This is a genomic window from Bradyrhizobium sp. 199 (assembly GCF_023073355.1).
In the GTDB taxonomy this organism is placed as follows: Bacteria; Pseudomonadota; Alphaproteobacteria; order Rhizobiales; family Xanthobacteraceae; genus Bradyrhizobium.
This window is the reverse complement of record NZ_JADPJI010000002.1, coordinates 404,975-419,132: the sequence shown is the minus strand read 5'-3', so window position 1 is coordinate 419,132 and position 14,158 is coordinate 404,975. Positions and strand designations below refer to the sequence as shown.

General features: G+C 64.4%; 13 protein-coding genes and 1 riboswitch. Of the genes, 3 read left to right on the top strand and 10 right to left on the bottom strand.

From position 1 onward, the window contains the following. Positions 1 to 3: 3 nt before the first annotated feature. Both IVB28_RS01875 and IVB28_RS01870 read right to left on the bottom strand, forming a co-directional pair. Positions 4 to 861, bottom strand: a complete 858-nt coding sequence (locus tag IVB28_RS01875; RefSeq protein ID WP_247524367.1) for a branched-chain amino acid ABC transporter permease — start codon at positions 859 to 861, stop codon at positions 4 to 6. A 16-nt stretch (positions 862 to 877) separates the two neighbouring features. Continuing rightward, positions 878 to 2,131 carry an ABC transporter substrate-binding protein gene (locus tag IVB28_RS01870; RefSeq protein WP_247524366.1) on the bottom strand — a complete coding sequence of 418 codons (1,254 nt, stop codon included), beginning with the start codon at positions 2,129 to 2,131 and terminating at the stop codon, positions 878 to 880. Positions 2,132 to 2,318: 187 nt separating this feature from the next. On the opposite strand from IVB28_RS01870, the gene IVB28_RS29470 reads away from it, so the two are divergent. Further along, positions 2,319 to 2,930 (top strand): NIPSNAP family protein, encoded by a 612-nt coding sequence (locus IVB28_RS29470; RefSeq protein ID WP_247524365.1) that lies wholly within the window; start codon positions 2,319 to 2,321, stop codon positions 2,928 to 2,930. Here IVB28_RS29470 and IVB28_RS01860 read toward each other — a convergent pair. After that, positions 2,927 to 3,331 (bottom strand): PAS domain S-box protein, encoded by a 405-nt coding sequence (locus IVB28_RS01860; protein ID WP_247524364.1) that lies wholly within the window; start codon positions 3,329 to 3,331, stop codon positions 2,927 to 2,929. The two genes, IVB28_RS29470 and IVB28_RS01860, sit on opposite strands and share 4 nt — an antisense overlap. Positions 3,332 to 3,439: 108 nt before the next feature. Further along, positions 3,440 to 4,546: a 2'-deoxycytidine 5'-triphosphate deaminase gene (locus IVB28_RS01855; RefSeq protein WP_247524363.1), complete on the bottom strand. Its 1,107-nt coding sequence runs from the start codon at positions 4,544 to 4,546 to the stop codon at positions 3,440 to 3,442. 110 nt (positions 4,547 to 4,656) lie between these two features. Next, positions 4,657 to 4,736: riboswitch (SAM riboswitch) on the top strand. Positions 4,737 to 4,806: 70 nt separating this feature from the next. Here IVB28_RS01855 and IVB28_RS01850 point away from each other — a divergent pair. Continuing rightward, positions 4,807 to 6,003 (top strand): O-succinylhomoserine sulfhydrylase, encoded by a 1,197-nt coding sequence (locus tag IVB28_RS01850; protein WP_247524362.1) that lies wholly within the window; start codon positions 4,807 to 4,809, stop codon positions 6,001 to 6,003. A gap of 114 nt (positions 6,004 to 6,117) precedes the next feature. Here the strand turns inward: IVB28_RS01850 and IVB28_RS01845 are convergent, their stop codons facing one another. From IVB28_RS01845 to IVB28_RS01835, 3 genes are read right to left on the bottom strand one after another with little or no spacing between them, the layout of a single operon-like run. Next, positions 6,118 to 7,104 carry an SGNH/GDSL hydrolase family protein gene (locus tag IVB28_RS01845; protein ID WP_247524361.1) on the bottom strand — a complete coding sequence of 329 codons (987 nt, stop codon included), beginning with the start codon at positions 7,102 to 7,104 and terminating at the stop codon, positions 6,118 to 6,120. Positions 7,105 to 7,122: 18 nt separating this feature from the next. Beyond that, positions 7,123 to 7,887, bottom strand: coding sequence for an SGNH/GDSL hydrolase family protein (locus IVB28_RS01840; RefSeq protein ID WP_247524360.1), 765 nt, complete (start codon positions 7,885 to 7,887; stop codon positions 7,123 to 7,125). Further along, the gene (locus IVB28_RS01835; RefSeq protein ID WP_247524359.1) at positions 7,887 to 9,137 is read right to left on the bottom strand and encodes an OpgC domain-containing protein; all 1,251 of its coding nucleotides are present in this window, start codon (positions 9,135 to 9,137) and stop codon (positions 7,887 to 7,889) included. Before IVB28_RS01835 ends, IVB28_RS01840 begins: the two co-directional genes overlap by 1 nt. 235 nt (positions 9,138 to 9,372) lie before the next feature. Between IVB28_RS01835 and apaG the strand changes: the two genes are divergently transcribed. Continuing rightward, the gene (gene apaG / locus IVB28_RS01830; RefSeq protein WP_247525318.1) at positions 9,373 to 9,765 is read left to right on the top strand and encodes a Co2+/Mg2+ efflux protein ApaG; all 393 of its coding nucleotides are present in this window, start codon (positions 9,373 to 9,375) and stop codon (positions 9,763 to 9,765) included. Between the two features lie 870 nt (positions 9,766 to 10,635). Here apaG and IVB28_RS01825 read toward each other — a convergent pair. From IVB28_RS01825 to IVB28_RS01815, 3 genes are all read right to left on the bottom strand, one after another. Then, complete coding sequence (locus tag IVB28_RS01825; protein WP_247524358.1) at positions 10,636 to 11,646, bottom strand: Hsp33 family molecular chaperone; 1,011 nt, start codon at positions 11,644 to 11,646, stop codon at positions 10,636 to 10,638. Positions 11,647 to 11,816: 170 nt separating this feature from the next. Beyond that, positions 11,817 to 12,740, bottom strand: a complete 924-nt coding sequence (gene argF, locus IVB28_RS01820; protein WP_247524357.1) for an ornithine carbamoyltransferase — start codon at positions 12,738 to 12,740, stop codon at positions 11,817 to 11,819. Further along, the gene (locus tag IVB28_RS01815; protein WP_247524356.1) at positions 12,740 to 13,948 is read right to left on the bottom strand and encodes an aspartate aminotransferase family protein; all 1,209 of its coding nucleotides are present in this window, start codon (positions 13,946 to 13,948) and stop codon (positions 12,740 to 12,742) included. Before IVB28_RS01815 ends, argF begins: the two co-directional genes overlap by 1 nt. Positions 13,949 to 14,158 lie beyond the last annotated feature (210 nt).

Below are 14,158 nucleotides of genomic sequence, written 5' to 3'. Positions count from 1 at the left end.
TCCTCACGCCTTGCCCATCAGGCCTTGCGGCCGGAGCCAGAGCAGGGCCACGAACAGGGCGTACACCACGACATCCTTGTAGATCGCGCCGAGCCAGAATGCGGACGCCGCCTGGATCAGGCCGATGATGAGCCCGGCATAAAGCGACCCAAGCACACTACCGAAGCCGCCGAATGCCACGACGACGAAAGCAATGAGGCCGAAGGTCTCGCCGACCGACGGTGACCATGGATAGGCCGTCGCAAGCAGCGCGCCGGCGACGCCGGCCGAGCCCGCGGACAAGCCCCATGCCAGCGCCTGGATGCGATCGGGCCTGATGCCCATCAACATCGCGGCGCCGGGATCCTCGGCGACCGCCAAAAGCGCACTGCCGATCAATGTCCGCGTCAGGAGCAGTTGCAGCAGCAGTGTCAGAACAATCGCTGCCACACCGGCCACCAGTTGCGCAACCGGAATGAAGATGCCCCCGATCGCGATCGTGCCTGACAGTGCATTCCCTGGCAGCGAGACGTAATTGGCCGAAAACCACCAGAATGCGGCGTAGCGCAACAGCAGCGCGAGGCCGAAGGTCGAGAGGATCTGCGCCAGCATCGGACCACGCAGGACGTGCCGGACCAGTGACAGATAGATCACCGCGCCGAGCGCGAATAGCGCGCCGGCCGCGGCGGCGCCGAACGTGACGGGCCCGCCGCCGAGCCAGACCACCACGAGCAGGGCGGCATACATTCCGAGCATGACGAACTCGCCATGCGCGAAGTTGATGAAGTTCATCATTCCCCAGATCAGCGTGAGACCGGAGGAGAACAGCGCGTAGATGGCCCCGAGCAGGAGGCCACCCACGATCACCTGGACAGCGATCATCGCCCTGCGATCCGGCTCACGGAGTCCAGCCGGTCATCGGCCATTGCAGCTTCGCGTTTGCCGTGGCCTCCGGCCAGACCAGCTGATATTGCTTGCCCTGGAGCTGGATCAGATAGGTTGCCGCCAGAACGTTCTGGCCGGTATTGTCGAACTTGACGCCCTGATAGCCCATCATCAGCTGCTCGGCTTTCAGGTCGGTCTTGGTCAGCGCGTCGCGGATCTTCTCGGGATCGGTCGATCCGGCGCGGTCGATCGCCTCTGCCAGCGCGAAGAAGCTCTGCATGTTGCGCGCGCTGGTATCGTCGAGATCGCGGCCGGTCTTGGCCTTGTACATCTCGTTGATCTTGGCCGTGGTCGAGCCGGGCTTGCCGATGTCCCAGGCGCTGCGGTTCATCGCGCCCTGGGCGACGTCGCTCACCGCCGGAACGAAGGACGGATCGGAGAAGCCGGTATCGTCGCCGATCACCATCGGTGGACGATAGTCGAGATTGCGCATCGTCTTCATGTACAGGATCGCGTCCGCCGTGTAGCTGATGAAGATCACGACGTCGGGCTGGCGCTGCTTGAGCTGAAGCACCTGCGCCGAAACGTCGGTCGAGCTGGCGCTGTAGGGGATGCGGATCGCGACGGGAACGCCGGACTTCTTGGCCTCGGCCTCGATCGCATCGCTGACCGAGGTGCCGTAATCCGTGTTCTCGTTGACGACGGCGATGGATTCGATCTTTTTGCCCTGCCCCTTCATCTCGGCGAAGAAGCGCATGTAGGTGCGCGCGTAATCGGAGGCGATCGGCGTTCCCCGGAACACCCATTTGAAACCGCGGCCGGTGATGTTGAGGGCGGCAGATTCTCCGACCATGAAGGGAACACCGTGGCGTTCGGCGACCGCCGTGGCGGTGAAGCTGCACGAGGATTGGTACGCGCCCATCAGCGCGTGGACCTTGTCCTGGGTGACAAGGCGCGTTGCAAGCTGCTGCGCCGTCGATGGATCACCCTGGTGATCGACGAAGGTGATCTCGATCTTGGCACCGCCGAGGTTCGGCAGGCCGCCGGTCGCCGCCAGCGGCAGGTTCGCCAGTTCCGGATGCGGGTTGTTGATGATGTCGAGCGCCACCTCGACCGCCGCCTTCGAGGCCTGTCCGGCCGCCGCCGCGTTCCCGGTGAGCGGCCACAGGATGCCGATCCGCACCGGATTGGCCGCCGATGCCGGCGCAGCAAAGCCCAGAACCGTCGCCGCAACGGCGCCGGCCAGCCACAGAGATGATCTGGTCACTCTAGTCCTCCCCTGTTGTTTCCTCTGCCTGGGAATGAGCGTGTCGAGCCGCTCGTTTGCCGCAGACATTGTCGTTCGCGGCCTGGCTCGTTATGGTGGTGGTCAGACCTCTGACCACGCTAGGATTGGCGGGCGCGTCTTGTCAATCACAACGCTTGTCGCAGGAACGTCCGGGAGGAGACCAAACGTGGCGCAGCATTACGAGGTGACGATCGTCACCGTCCGGCCAGGCACCCATCCGCAGGCACTCGCGGTCCTGCAACCCCGCCTCACCGCCGATCCGGATCTCCTGGCGTGCTGGTATTCGGAGATCGGCGCGCTCAACCGCATCCTCATCATCCGCAAGGCGGGAGATGCAGCGACCGCCCTTGCCAACCGGCAGGCGCTGCTGACCGAACGAAGCCCGTTCGGCGCCGGCGAGTTCATCGCCGAGATGAGCATCGACACCTATGTCTCGTTCGATTTCATCGAGCCGATGCAGGCCGGCCAGTTCGGCCCGTGCTACGAGGTCCGCAGCTACGTGCTGAAGCCGGACGGGCTGACGCCGACGACGGAGCTCTGGCGCAAGAGCGTGCCGGGCCGGAAGGTCCTGTCACCGCTGCTTGCGGCGATGACCTCGCTCACCGGCACCGTGACCCGCTTCATGCACGTCTGGCCCTATCCGTCGCTCGACGAACGGGCGCGGCTGCGCGGTAAGGCCGTGGCGGAAGGCCTCTGGCCGCCGCCGGGAGGCCCGAGCCATCTCGCCAGCATGCAGACGGACATCTATCTGCCGGCGCCGTTTTCTCCGATGCGCTAGGGCGTCTTGGCCGCTCGCTCGCGCTCAACCCGTTCGGTGACATCGCGCGCCATCGCCACGGATCCCAGGACGTTGCCGCCGGAATCCCGCACCAGCGCGAAGGTCATCTCGATGTAGAGCTTGCGTCCGCTCTTGTGCAGCGCGCGGGTCAGCGTCGGCTTGCCCGCAAGCTTCATGCTGCCGCTCGCGAGCGCGGCCTCGAAACCTTTCCAGTGCGCGGCGCGCAAATGTTCGGGAATGATCAGATCCAGATTCTGGCCGAGCGCTTCCGTAGCGGAGAAGCCGAACAGGGCCGTCGCTGCACGGTTCCATCGCATGATCGTGCCGGAGCGATCCGAATAGATCAGCGCGTCCGCGACATCTTCGGCGATCTTTGCGTCGAGCTCGGATTGATTGCTCATGTCAGCACCTCGCATGTAGCCCGAATGGAGCGTGGCGCAATCCGGAATCTTCTCACTGGCGAGAGCACCCGGACTATGCTTGCGCTCCATCCGGGCTACAGCATCGGGCTACACGCGGAAATGCTTCGATAGTTTGAGGCCCTGCGCCTGGTAATTGGAACCGATGCGCTGGCCATACATGGCGTCGGGGCGCGCCAGCATTTTCTCGTAGACGAGGCGGCCGACGATCTGGCCGTGTTCGAGGATGAACGGCACTTCGCGCGAGCGCACCTCCAGCACGGCGCGCGATCCTAGCCCGCCGGCACCGGCATAGCCGAAGCCCGGATCGAAAAAGCCAGCGTAGTGCACGCGGAATTCGCCGACCAAGGGATCGAACGGCACCATCTCCGCGGCGTAGTCGGGCGGCACCTGCACGGCTTCCTTCGAAGCGAGGATGTAGAACTCGCCGGGATCCAGGATCAGGCTGCCGTCGGGACGTGCAGAGATCGGCTCCCAGAAATCTTCCACCGCGTAACCGGAGCGGCGATCGACGTCGATGACGCCGGTGTGGCGCTTGGCGCGATAACCGACGAAGCCGTTCGCGTTCTCGCCCGACAGATCGACGGAGACGGCGACGCCGCCCGACAGATCGGCATCGTCGATGTCGACGAGGCGCTCGGCGGCATGCAAGCCATCGAGTTCGTCGGCGTTGAGGATGGCGTCGCCGGTGCGGAAACGCACCTGGCTCAGACGCGAGCCCTCGCTGACTAGCACCGGAAAGGTCTTCGGGCTGATCTCGGCATAGAGCGGACCGTGATAGCCTGCGCCGATCATGTCGAAGCGGCGGGTGCCGTCGGCGATCACGCGGGTGAAGACGTCGAGGCGGCCGGTCGAGCTCTTCGGGTTCGCGGCTGCAACGATCTCCGGCGGCAGCGCGAGGCTCTCCAGCAACGGCACGATGTAGACGCAGTTGGTCTCCAGCACCGCGCCGTCGGCGAGGCTGAACTCGTGCAGCTTCAATTCGTCGATGCGCTCGGCGACGGTGGCGCCGGGACCGGGCAGGAAGCTGGCGCGGACGCGATAGGCGATGTCGCCGAGGCGCAGATCGAGGCTCGCCGGCTGGATCTGGCTCTCGACGAAGTCGTAGGCGGGCAGGATGAGACCCGCGTCCGCCATGGCCGCGATCATGCGGTCGGGCAGGATACCATTGGCGTCGGGCGCGACCGTGAACGTCAACCGCGGGTCCTCATCAGGGCTCAAATGCATCCGGACATGCAGGAAATACAAGCCTTTTACGGCTATCCGATGGACGCCTTGACGGAAAGGGCATTGCGGAATATGAGCATCACTTATCCCGTGGTGATTTGAGCCGGCCGGCTTGCAGCCACGTTAAATAAGTCGCTAAACAGGCCGGGGACCTCTGTGATCCCGGCCCGTGGAAATATTCCAGGCCGGTTTTTTTGTGACCATTTTCGATGGTCACTTCAGGAGGTCCTATGTCGAAGTCCCCGGCGCCCACCGCGCACTACCGTCCCGAAACCCGCCTGGTCCATTCCGGCACCCTGCGCTCGCAATATGGCGAGACGTCGGAGTCGCTGTTCCTCACTCAGGGCTACGTCTACAACAGCGCCGAGGAGTGCGAGGCGCGGTTCAAGGGCGAGGATCCGGGCTTCATCTATTCGCGCTACTCCAATCCCACCATCGCGATGTTCGAGCGCCGCATGATCGAGCTCGAGGGTGCCGAGGCCGCCCGCTCGGCGGCAACAGGCATGGCCGCGGTGACGACCGCGATCCTGGCGCCGCTAAAGGCCGGCGACCACGTGCTGGCCTCGCGGGCGCTGTTCGGCTCGTGCCTCTACGTCGTGCAGGATTTGCTGCCGCGCTACGGCATCGAGACCACGCTGGTCGACGGGCTCGACCTTGACCAATGGCAGCGCGCCGTGCAGCCGAACACCAAGACGTTCTTCCTGGAGAGCCCGACCAATCCGACGCTCGACGTGCTCGACATTCCCGGCATCGCCGAGATCGCGCACAAGGCCGGCGCGCGGCTCGTCGTCGACAACGTGTTCGCCACCCCGATCTGGCAGAGTCCGCTCGCGCTCGGCGCCGACGTCGTGGTCTATTCCGCGACCAAGCATATCGACGGCCAGGGCCGCTGCCTCGGCGGCGTCATCCTGTCCTCGGAAGCCTTCATCGCCGAGCACATCCACAATTTCATGCGCCAGACCGGCCCCTCGATCTCGCCGTTCAACGCCTGGGTCCTGCTCAAGGGCCTGGAAACGCTAGGCGTGCGCGTGCGCGCGCAGACCGATACCGCGGCGCGTATCGCCGAGGTGCTGGCGAGCCATCCGAAGATCGCACGGCTGGTCTATCCCGGCCGCGCCGATCATCCGCAGGCGGCATTGGTGAAAAAGCAGATGCGCGGCGGCTCGACGCTGGTCGGCTTCGAGGTCAAGGGCGGCAAGCAGGCCGCGTTCCGCGTGCTCAACGAGTTCAAGCTTGCGAGGATCTCGAACAATCTCGGCGACGCCAAAAGCCTCGTCACGCATCCGTCGACCACGACGCATCAGCGCCTGAAGCCGGAAGACCGCGCCGCCCTCGGCATCGGCGAAGGCTTCATCCGCTTCTCCGCGGGACTCGAGCATGCGGATGATCTGATCGAGGATCTGACCGCCGCGCTGGAGAAGGCGTAACGGGCGAAGGTCTCGTAGGGTGGGCAAAGCGACGCGTTCCCACCGCTATCGATTATCATGACGAGATGGTGGGCACGGCGGGACGCGCCTTTGCCCCCCCTACGGCACCGATGCCTACATCGGCCGATACGTCCGCACGTCGGCCGGCACGTTCACCCCGAGCTTGATCTGGCCGACGGAGCGGATGATGTCGTCGCCGAGCAGTTGGGCGAAGCAGGCGTAGCCCCAATCGTTCATGTGCAGGCCGTCGGCGATCACGAAGCTCTCGACCGGGATTGATTGGTTCTCGTGCCAGTCGCGCATCACCTCGAAGCGCGGGAAGATGCCGACGTGGCGGAGCTCGGCGACCTTGCCGAGCAGCTTGATCATCTTGCCGGCGCTCTCCTTGCGCTGGTTGACGGCCGGCGAATATTGCGGATCGACCAGCACGATGTCGGTGCCGCCGGCGGCCTGAATGCGGCTGATGCCGTCCTCGACCAGCTTTGCGGTATCGCCTGGATCGAGGTTGCGCAGCACGGCGTTGGTGCCGACCTGCCAGATCACGAGATCCGGATGCACGTCGATCACCTGCGTCTGAAGGCGCTTCATCATCTCGGGCGCGTCCTCGCCGCCGACGCCGGCATTGACCACGGTGATGTCGGCGGTCGGATAGTGCCGGTGCAGTTGCGCCGCGAGACGGTTCGGATAGTTGAACTCCGGCGAGCTCGCGCCGAATCCTGCAGTCGACGACGAGCCGAACGCGACGATGACGACAGGCTTGCCCGCGACGAGCTTGCTTGCGACGTGCGGCAGCGTGCCCATCGCCTTTGCGCCACCCTTCGGCGGCAGGCAGGGCACGCGGCTGAAGACGTCGGCAGCGGATTTGGCGACCTGCTTGACTTTGTCGACGGCGCGCGCCGTGACGCCGCGCTGCTCGGGCGACGTCGCTGCGACCGTGGTCTGGGAGGGCGAAGCGGAAGCGGGATCAGCCGACTGCGCGGGTGCGGGCGTCGCCTGCGTGGCCGGCGCCTGCGCATGCGAGGCCGGCGTCAGCAACAACAGCATCGCTGCTGCAGGTGCGGCCAACCATGCCGTCAGGCAAAAAGGGCGGAGAGAACTCATTAACGCTAGACCTCAATTTTACTGCTGGGCCGGCTCCAGATGGGCAGCGTCAATCACGAACTGTGCCAACGCCCGGCCAAGGCAATCATGGACCTGCTTCGCCAGTTCGGGCCCGCGGGACGGGCTGAACAGGTCAAACTGACCCTGATCATTCCACTGCCGCATGATCGCAAAACGATCGAACAGCGGAATATCGTGCTCCTGCGCCACCACGCGCATGTTATCGAGAAACGGTTGCGCCGAGATCATCGTTTCGGTGCGCGGGCTGTACTGCAAATTCATCAAGACGACGTCGGCCCCTGCCTTTTGCAACGCAACAACCCCGGCGGTCACGGCGCTGCGAAATTCGTCGGGATCGATGGATCGGATAGCATCCACGGTCCCGGTCTGCCAGATGACCAAAGTAGGCGTTTTTCCCTCTATCAGCTTAACGAAGGTGGAAGCCGCCTCCTCCGCCGTTCTCTTGCTCTGTATTTCTACGGAGACGTGCAGCACCTCGGACGCCGGCAGCTTCTCCCTGAGGATCGCCTCCATGCGAGCCGGATAGGAGCTGCTTTCCGAAGACGGAATCGTGGTCGAGCGGCTGCCGATGACGAGGATGTCGAGCGGTTTGCCGGCTTTGATGGCATCGGCGACCTTGGGAAGCCGACTTTCGCTGGTAAGCAGATAGGACGGCAGTTCGCAGGCCGGGGGCGCGGCAGGCGCGGCATCGCCCGCGCGCGCCACAGGCGTGGCGAGGCTACCGCATAGCAGGATCAGGCTCAGGAGAACCTTCGCCTTCATCAGCCCCCTCCCGCCAGATCGGCGTTGCCGACGGCGTTTTTGGTTTTCGCACCGCTTTTGTCAGCCACCCGCTTGTACCACGAAATCACCCACGCCACGCCCCACATGATCAGGACCCCGGAGAGACTAATCAGCGCATGCATGGCTGCGCCCCCGGAGACTTCGGCGAGAATGAAATGGCCTGCGAAGGCCAGGAAGACGCCGAGGCAGAAGATCTCGAGGGAATGCTGCCCGCATAGAATCAATGGTCGCAGCCAGCGCGATTTCAAGCCCGGCCAATCACGGGGCAGGAAGCGCACGGTGAGCGCGGCCAGCGCCAGGAAATGGGTGAAGCGCAGCACGTCGAGATCGGTCTTGTCGATCGGATACATCCACTGCTCGAGCCGCTTCGGCATGAAGTGGGAGAGCTGCGGCACGTACCAGGTCAGCGTCACGCAGAACGCCGCTGCGAGATAGGCGATCGATATCCACATCGTCACGGGCGAGGCCAGGATGCGCGACATCCGTCGCGCACCTCCGAGCGCGCACCATGCACCGAACACGAACAGCAATTGCCAGGCGAAGGGATTGAAGGCCCAGAAGCCGTTCGGATAGGCCGACAGATAGAGATCGTATTCCCAGGTGACAACGTAGAGCGCGACCGAGAGGCCGAGCGTGAAGTCCGGGCGCCATTTCATCGACCACAGGATCAGCGGCAGCGCCAGCATCAGCACGATGTAGAGCGGCAGCACGTCCATGTTGACGGGGCGGAAGCGCAGCAGCAGCGCCTGCACGATGGTGATGTCGGGCTGCTTGAGGAAGTCCAGGATGCCCATTTCTTCGGTGTAGAGCGGGTTCTCGAACCTGGTCGCGACATAGGAGATCTCGGCGAGGAAGATCGTGAACAGGAAGACGTGGGCGACGTAGATCTGCCAGACCCGGCGCAGGATGCGCGCGGTGGCGATGAGGACCCCGCTCTCCAGCATCGCCCGGCCGTAGACGAAGGCCGCGGTGTAGCCCGAGATGAAGATGAAGATCTCGGTGGCGTCGCTGAAGCCGTAATTGCGGATCGTGAACCACGTCAACAGACTGGCCGGCAGATGGTCGATGAAGATCAGCCACAGCGCGAGCCCGCGGAACAGATCGAGCCGGAGCTCGCGCTCGCCGATGGCGGGCAGCGTGATGGCAGGGGCGGACGCGCGTGGCTTCGCTCCCGCGGGCCTGGCGGTTCCCGCGACCGTCTGTCCCGTCACTTGGTCTGCAATGGTCATCGGGGGCCAAAAACCCTTCCGCAAATCGCGACGTGTCAAGGAGTGTACCGGTCCGGACGTCATCTCGCAAAGCGACCGGATCAGAATGGGTTGCTTGCTTGGAATGTTTTCTTGGGGAGGTTTTCTTGGGGATGTTTTCTGGAGGTGTCATTCCCTTTGAATTCTGGCGGGACGATGTCGCCAAAGCTGCCTGCGGCGTTTGGTTCCGGAGCCGGATTTCGGTATGGTAGCAACCATGTACCGCGCCGTGACCCGTCAAATCGAAGTGACCGTCGAGCCGAACTTTGTTCCGGAGCAGTCGTCGGCCGACCGTTCCCGCTACTTCTGGTCCTACACCATCGTCATCACCAATTCCGGCGAGGAGACCGTGCAGCTCAAGACGCGGCACTGGATCATCACCGACGCCTCCGGCCGCCAGCAGGAGGTGAAGGGCGAGGGCGTGGTCGGCGAGCAGCCGATCCTGGCCCCCGGCGAGCGCTTCGAATATACCTCGGGCGTCCCACTCTCGACCGCCTCCGGCTTCATGACCGGCCGCTACCAGATGATCACCGAAAGCGGCGAGCGCTTCGAAATCGACGTGCCCGCGTTTTCGCTGGACAGTCCGGACAACAAGCGGGTGTTGAATTAGGGCGGCGCCGTCCGCAAGTAGGATGGGTAGAACGATGCGAAAACCATCGTCTCTGATCCCTCGCGGAAGCATGATGGCTTTCGCTTCGTTCTACCCATCCTACATCATCGCAGACACGCCTTCGCGTTCTCGCGGCGCATTTCGCCCGAGCTTTGCTTCGTCGCTCCACCCTCTTGAGCCAAGAGGGTGCAGGGAAGGCCGGGTGCCAGCTCGCACCCGCGGTCCACTGCGCGAAATGCGCACGCAGGAAAAACCGCACAGCAGCATACAGGTGGTGCCGATCACTCGGCCTTCCCTGCGCGATGGTCGGACGGCTTATGCCGTGCTCTCCCGGGAGCCGAACTTTCCTTCTGGCCTCCCTCACCCCGCGAATGGATGATGCAGTCTGCCCGGTTGGGCTCGCTCGCACCTTCGAAAGGCTTGACCGTAGCAACGACGGCCAGGACCACACGGTTTTGCCGTACGCACGGCTCGCCATGTCGCCGCAGTTTTCCCAGCCCTGTCGACAAAGCCGGAAACTTACAGGCGAGACGAACCTGACAGCGCCGCTCGTCCGCACGCGGTTTCAGGCTCACAGGGACTACCCGCCCTGCCCGTCCCATCTCGTGCCGACGCTGCCGCGTCCACCGCCAGCCCGGCTCGCGAACGCGACGACCACAAGATCGCCCCTCTTGGATGAGCCGGGATGAGCGACACATACGACAAAACCGAATTTCGGTGAAGTGGAATATCTTTGCGCGGGTGGATTGACAGCGGGCGACACAGGCGCGGTCACGTAGCCCGGATGAGCGCAACGCAATCCGGGATAGTGCGAGATGCCGGGCGAGCGGCGCCCCGGATTGCGCTGCGCTTCATCCGGGCTACGGTACTCTACTCCGCCCCGTCGACGCCCGCTTCATCCGGCGTGAACTGATACACCGACGAGCAGAACTCACAGGTCACGACCACCTTGTCGTCCTTGACCATCGCGGCGCGGTCGTCGGGCGAGAAGCTCCTCAGCATCGAGGCGACGGCATCGCGCGAGCACGAGCACTGCGCTTTGAGGATCATCGGATTGAACACGCGCACACCGCGCTCGTGGAACAGGCGAAACAGCAGCCGCTCGCCGGAGAGCTCGGGATCGATCAGCTCGACGTCCTCGACAGTCTCGATCAGCGAGCGCGCCTCGACCCAGGCGTCGTCTTCCTTGACGCTGTGCACCTCGACGCCATCGGGGGCATCGCCGGGATGCAAGTCCGCCTGCCGGCCGCGCTCCGGCGCCTTCGGCAGAAACTGCATCAGCATGCCGCCGGCGCGCCAGCGATGCTTACCGCCGTCGCTCGATCGCCACTCCTCGCCGACCGCGAGGCGCACGCGCGTCGGGATCTGCTCGGAGCGCAGGAAATATTCGTGGGCGGCGTCTTCCAGGCTGCCGCCATCGAGCGCGACAAGGCCCTGATAGCGGCTCATGTCGGGACCCTGGTCGATGGTCATGGCGAGATGACCGTGGCCGAGCAGCGCGCCGGAATCCCTGGTCTCGCCGAGACGCGCCGCGTCAAAGCGCGCATAGGCGCGCAGGCGATCCGGCGCCATGTAGTCCACGACCAGGAACGACACCGGGCCGTCGGTCTGGGCCTGCAGAATGAAGCGCCCCTCGAATTTCAGCGCGGTGCCGAGCAGCGTCGTCAGCACGATGGCCTCGCCGAGCAGCTTGCCGACCGGCGCCGGGTAATCGTGCTTGGTCAGAATCTCGTCGAGCGCCGGACCAAGCCGCACCAGACGGCCGCGCACGTCGAGCGCATCGACCTCGTAGGGCAGCACGGCGTCGTCGATCGGAACCGCTGATGGTGCGCGAACCGGACCTTCGGGCCCGGCTTTCATGTCAGGGAATTGGGAAACCATAGCGGTCTATCTGGGGTCGGAGGACGGGAAATGGAAGGGGGTGCCGACATTCCGCCGCTCTCGGAGCGGCGGCCCGCGTAGCCCGGATGGAGCGTAGCGTAATCCGGGACCAATCCATCCGCTGACACAAATCCGGATTGCGCTGCGCTCCATCCGGGCGACAGAGAAGGCTACTTCACCGCGTCAAAGCACCAGGCCAAAATGCCCTTCTGCGCGTGCAGGCGGTTTTCGGCCTCGTCGAACACGACTGATTGCGGGCCGTCGATCACTTCATCCGTGACCTCCTCGCCGCGATGGGCCGGCAGGCAATGCATGAAGAGCGCATCGGGCTTGGCGAGCGACATCAGCTTGCCGTTGACCTGATAGGGCTTGAGCACGTTGTGGCGATGTTCGCCTTCCTTGTCGCCCATCGACACCCAGGTGTCGGTGACGACGCAATCGGCGCCGCGCACGGCGGCTTCCGGATCGGTGCCGAGCACGATCGGCGCGCCGGTCGTCTTGATGAAGTCGCGCATCGCCTTTTTCGGCGCGAGTTCGGGCGGCGTTGCGACATTGAGCTGGAACTTGAAACGTTCGGCGGCATGCGCCCAGGACGCCAGCACGTTGTTGTCGTCGCCGGTCCAGGCCACCGTCTTGCCCTCGATCGAGCCGCGATGCTCCTCGTAAGTCATGAGGTCCGCCATCACCTGGCAGGGGTGCGAGCGCCGCGTCAGGCCGTTGATGACGGGCACGGTGGCGTTGGCCGCAAGCTCCAGCAGCGCCTCGTGATTGAGGATGCGGATCATGATGGCGTCGACATAGCGCGACAGCACGCGCGCGGTGTCGGCGATGGTCTCGCCGCGACCGAGCTGCATCTCGGCGCCGGTGAGCATGATGGGCTCGCCACCGAGCTGGCGCATGGCGACGTCGAATGATACGCGCGTCCGCGTCGAGGGACGCTCGAAAATCATCGCCAGGGTCTTGCCTTCGAGCGGCTTGACCGGCTGCTGCGCCTTCTGCTTCGCCTTCATGGCGCACGATGCGGCGAGCATGCGCTTGAGCTCCGACAGCGGCAGCTCGTTGATGTCGAGGAAGTGTTTCGGCGACTTGCTCATCAGCTTGCCGCCCGCTTGGTCTGACTGGACGAGATTGCAGCGCAGGCGCGTTCGAGCCGCCCGACGCTGTCCTCGATCTCGGCTTCGGTGACGATCAGAGGCGGCAGGAAGCGCACGACATTGTCGCCGGCGCCGACAGTGAGCAGCTTTTCGCCTCGCAAGGCGGCCACGAGATCGCCCGAAGGCAGCACGGCCTTGATGCCGATCAGGAGGCCCTCGCCGCGGACTTCGCTCACGACGTCGGGGTGACGGTCGATTACGGAGGCGAGCTTCTGCTTGAGCAGCAGCGACATCTTCTGCACGTGGTCGAAGAAGCCGGGCTTGAGCATGACGTCGAGCACCGCGTTGGCCGCCGAGATCGCCAGCGGATTGCCGCCGAAGGTCGAGCCGTGCGAACCGGGTCCCATGCCGGAGGCCGCATCCGCAGTCGCCAGCACCGCGCCGATCGGGAAGCCACCGCCGAGCGCCTTCGCCAGCGACATCACGTCAGGTGTGACGCCGGTGCGGCGATAGGCGAAGAGATCCCCAGTGCGGCCCATGCCGGTCTGCACCTCGTCGAATGCGAGCAGCAGGCCCTTGTCGTCGCACAGCTGGCGCAACGCCTTGAGGAAAGAAGGCGTCGCCGAGCGCACGCCGCCCTCGCCCTGGATCGGCTCGATCAGGATGCCAGCCGTGTCAGGGCCGATCGCCTTCTTCACGGCTTCGAGGTCGCCATGCGGGACCTGGTCGAAACCGTCCATCGGCGGGCCGAAACCTTCGAGATATTTTGCAGAACCGGTCGCGGCGAGCGTTGCCAGGGTGCGGCCATGGAAGGCGCCTTCGAAGGTGATGATGCGGTAGCGCTCGGGATGGCCCTTCGAGAAGTGATGATGGCGGACCAGCTTGATCACGCCCTCCAGCGCTTCGGCGCCGGAATTGCAGAAGAACACGAAGTCCGCAAAGCTCTCATTGCACAGGCGCACGGCGAGCTTCTCGCCGTCCGGGCTCTGGAACAGGTTCGACATGTGCCAGAGCTTGGTCGCCTGCTCCTGCAGCGCCTTGGTCAGATGCGGGTGGCAATGGCCGAGCGCATTCACAGCGACGCCCGAGGTAAAATCCAGATAGCGATCGCCGTTGGTCGCGATCAGCCAGCAGCCTTCGCCGCGTTCGAAACCGAGGTCGGCCCTGGCGAAAACGGGGAGCAAATGCGGCGCTGCGCGGTTAGTCATGACGATCACTTGAATGTTGCGGACGGTGTGACGCTTGCATTGCGCAACGCACCAGACCGGCCCGGAAAACGAAACGTGCCGCCTTTTAAGGGCGGCACGTGACACCATCTTATGCCTGGTGAAACGGGTGTCAATGCCGCCCGGAAAGCCTCGGGAAACGTCGAATCCGTAGTCTTGCGGTGGCGATTTTGCAGGTTTTCACCACGGAAC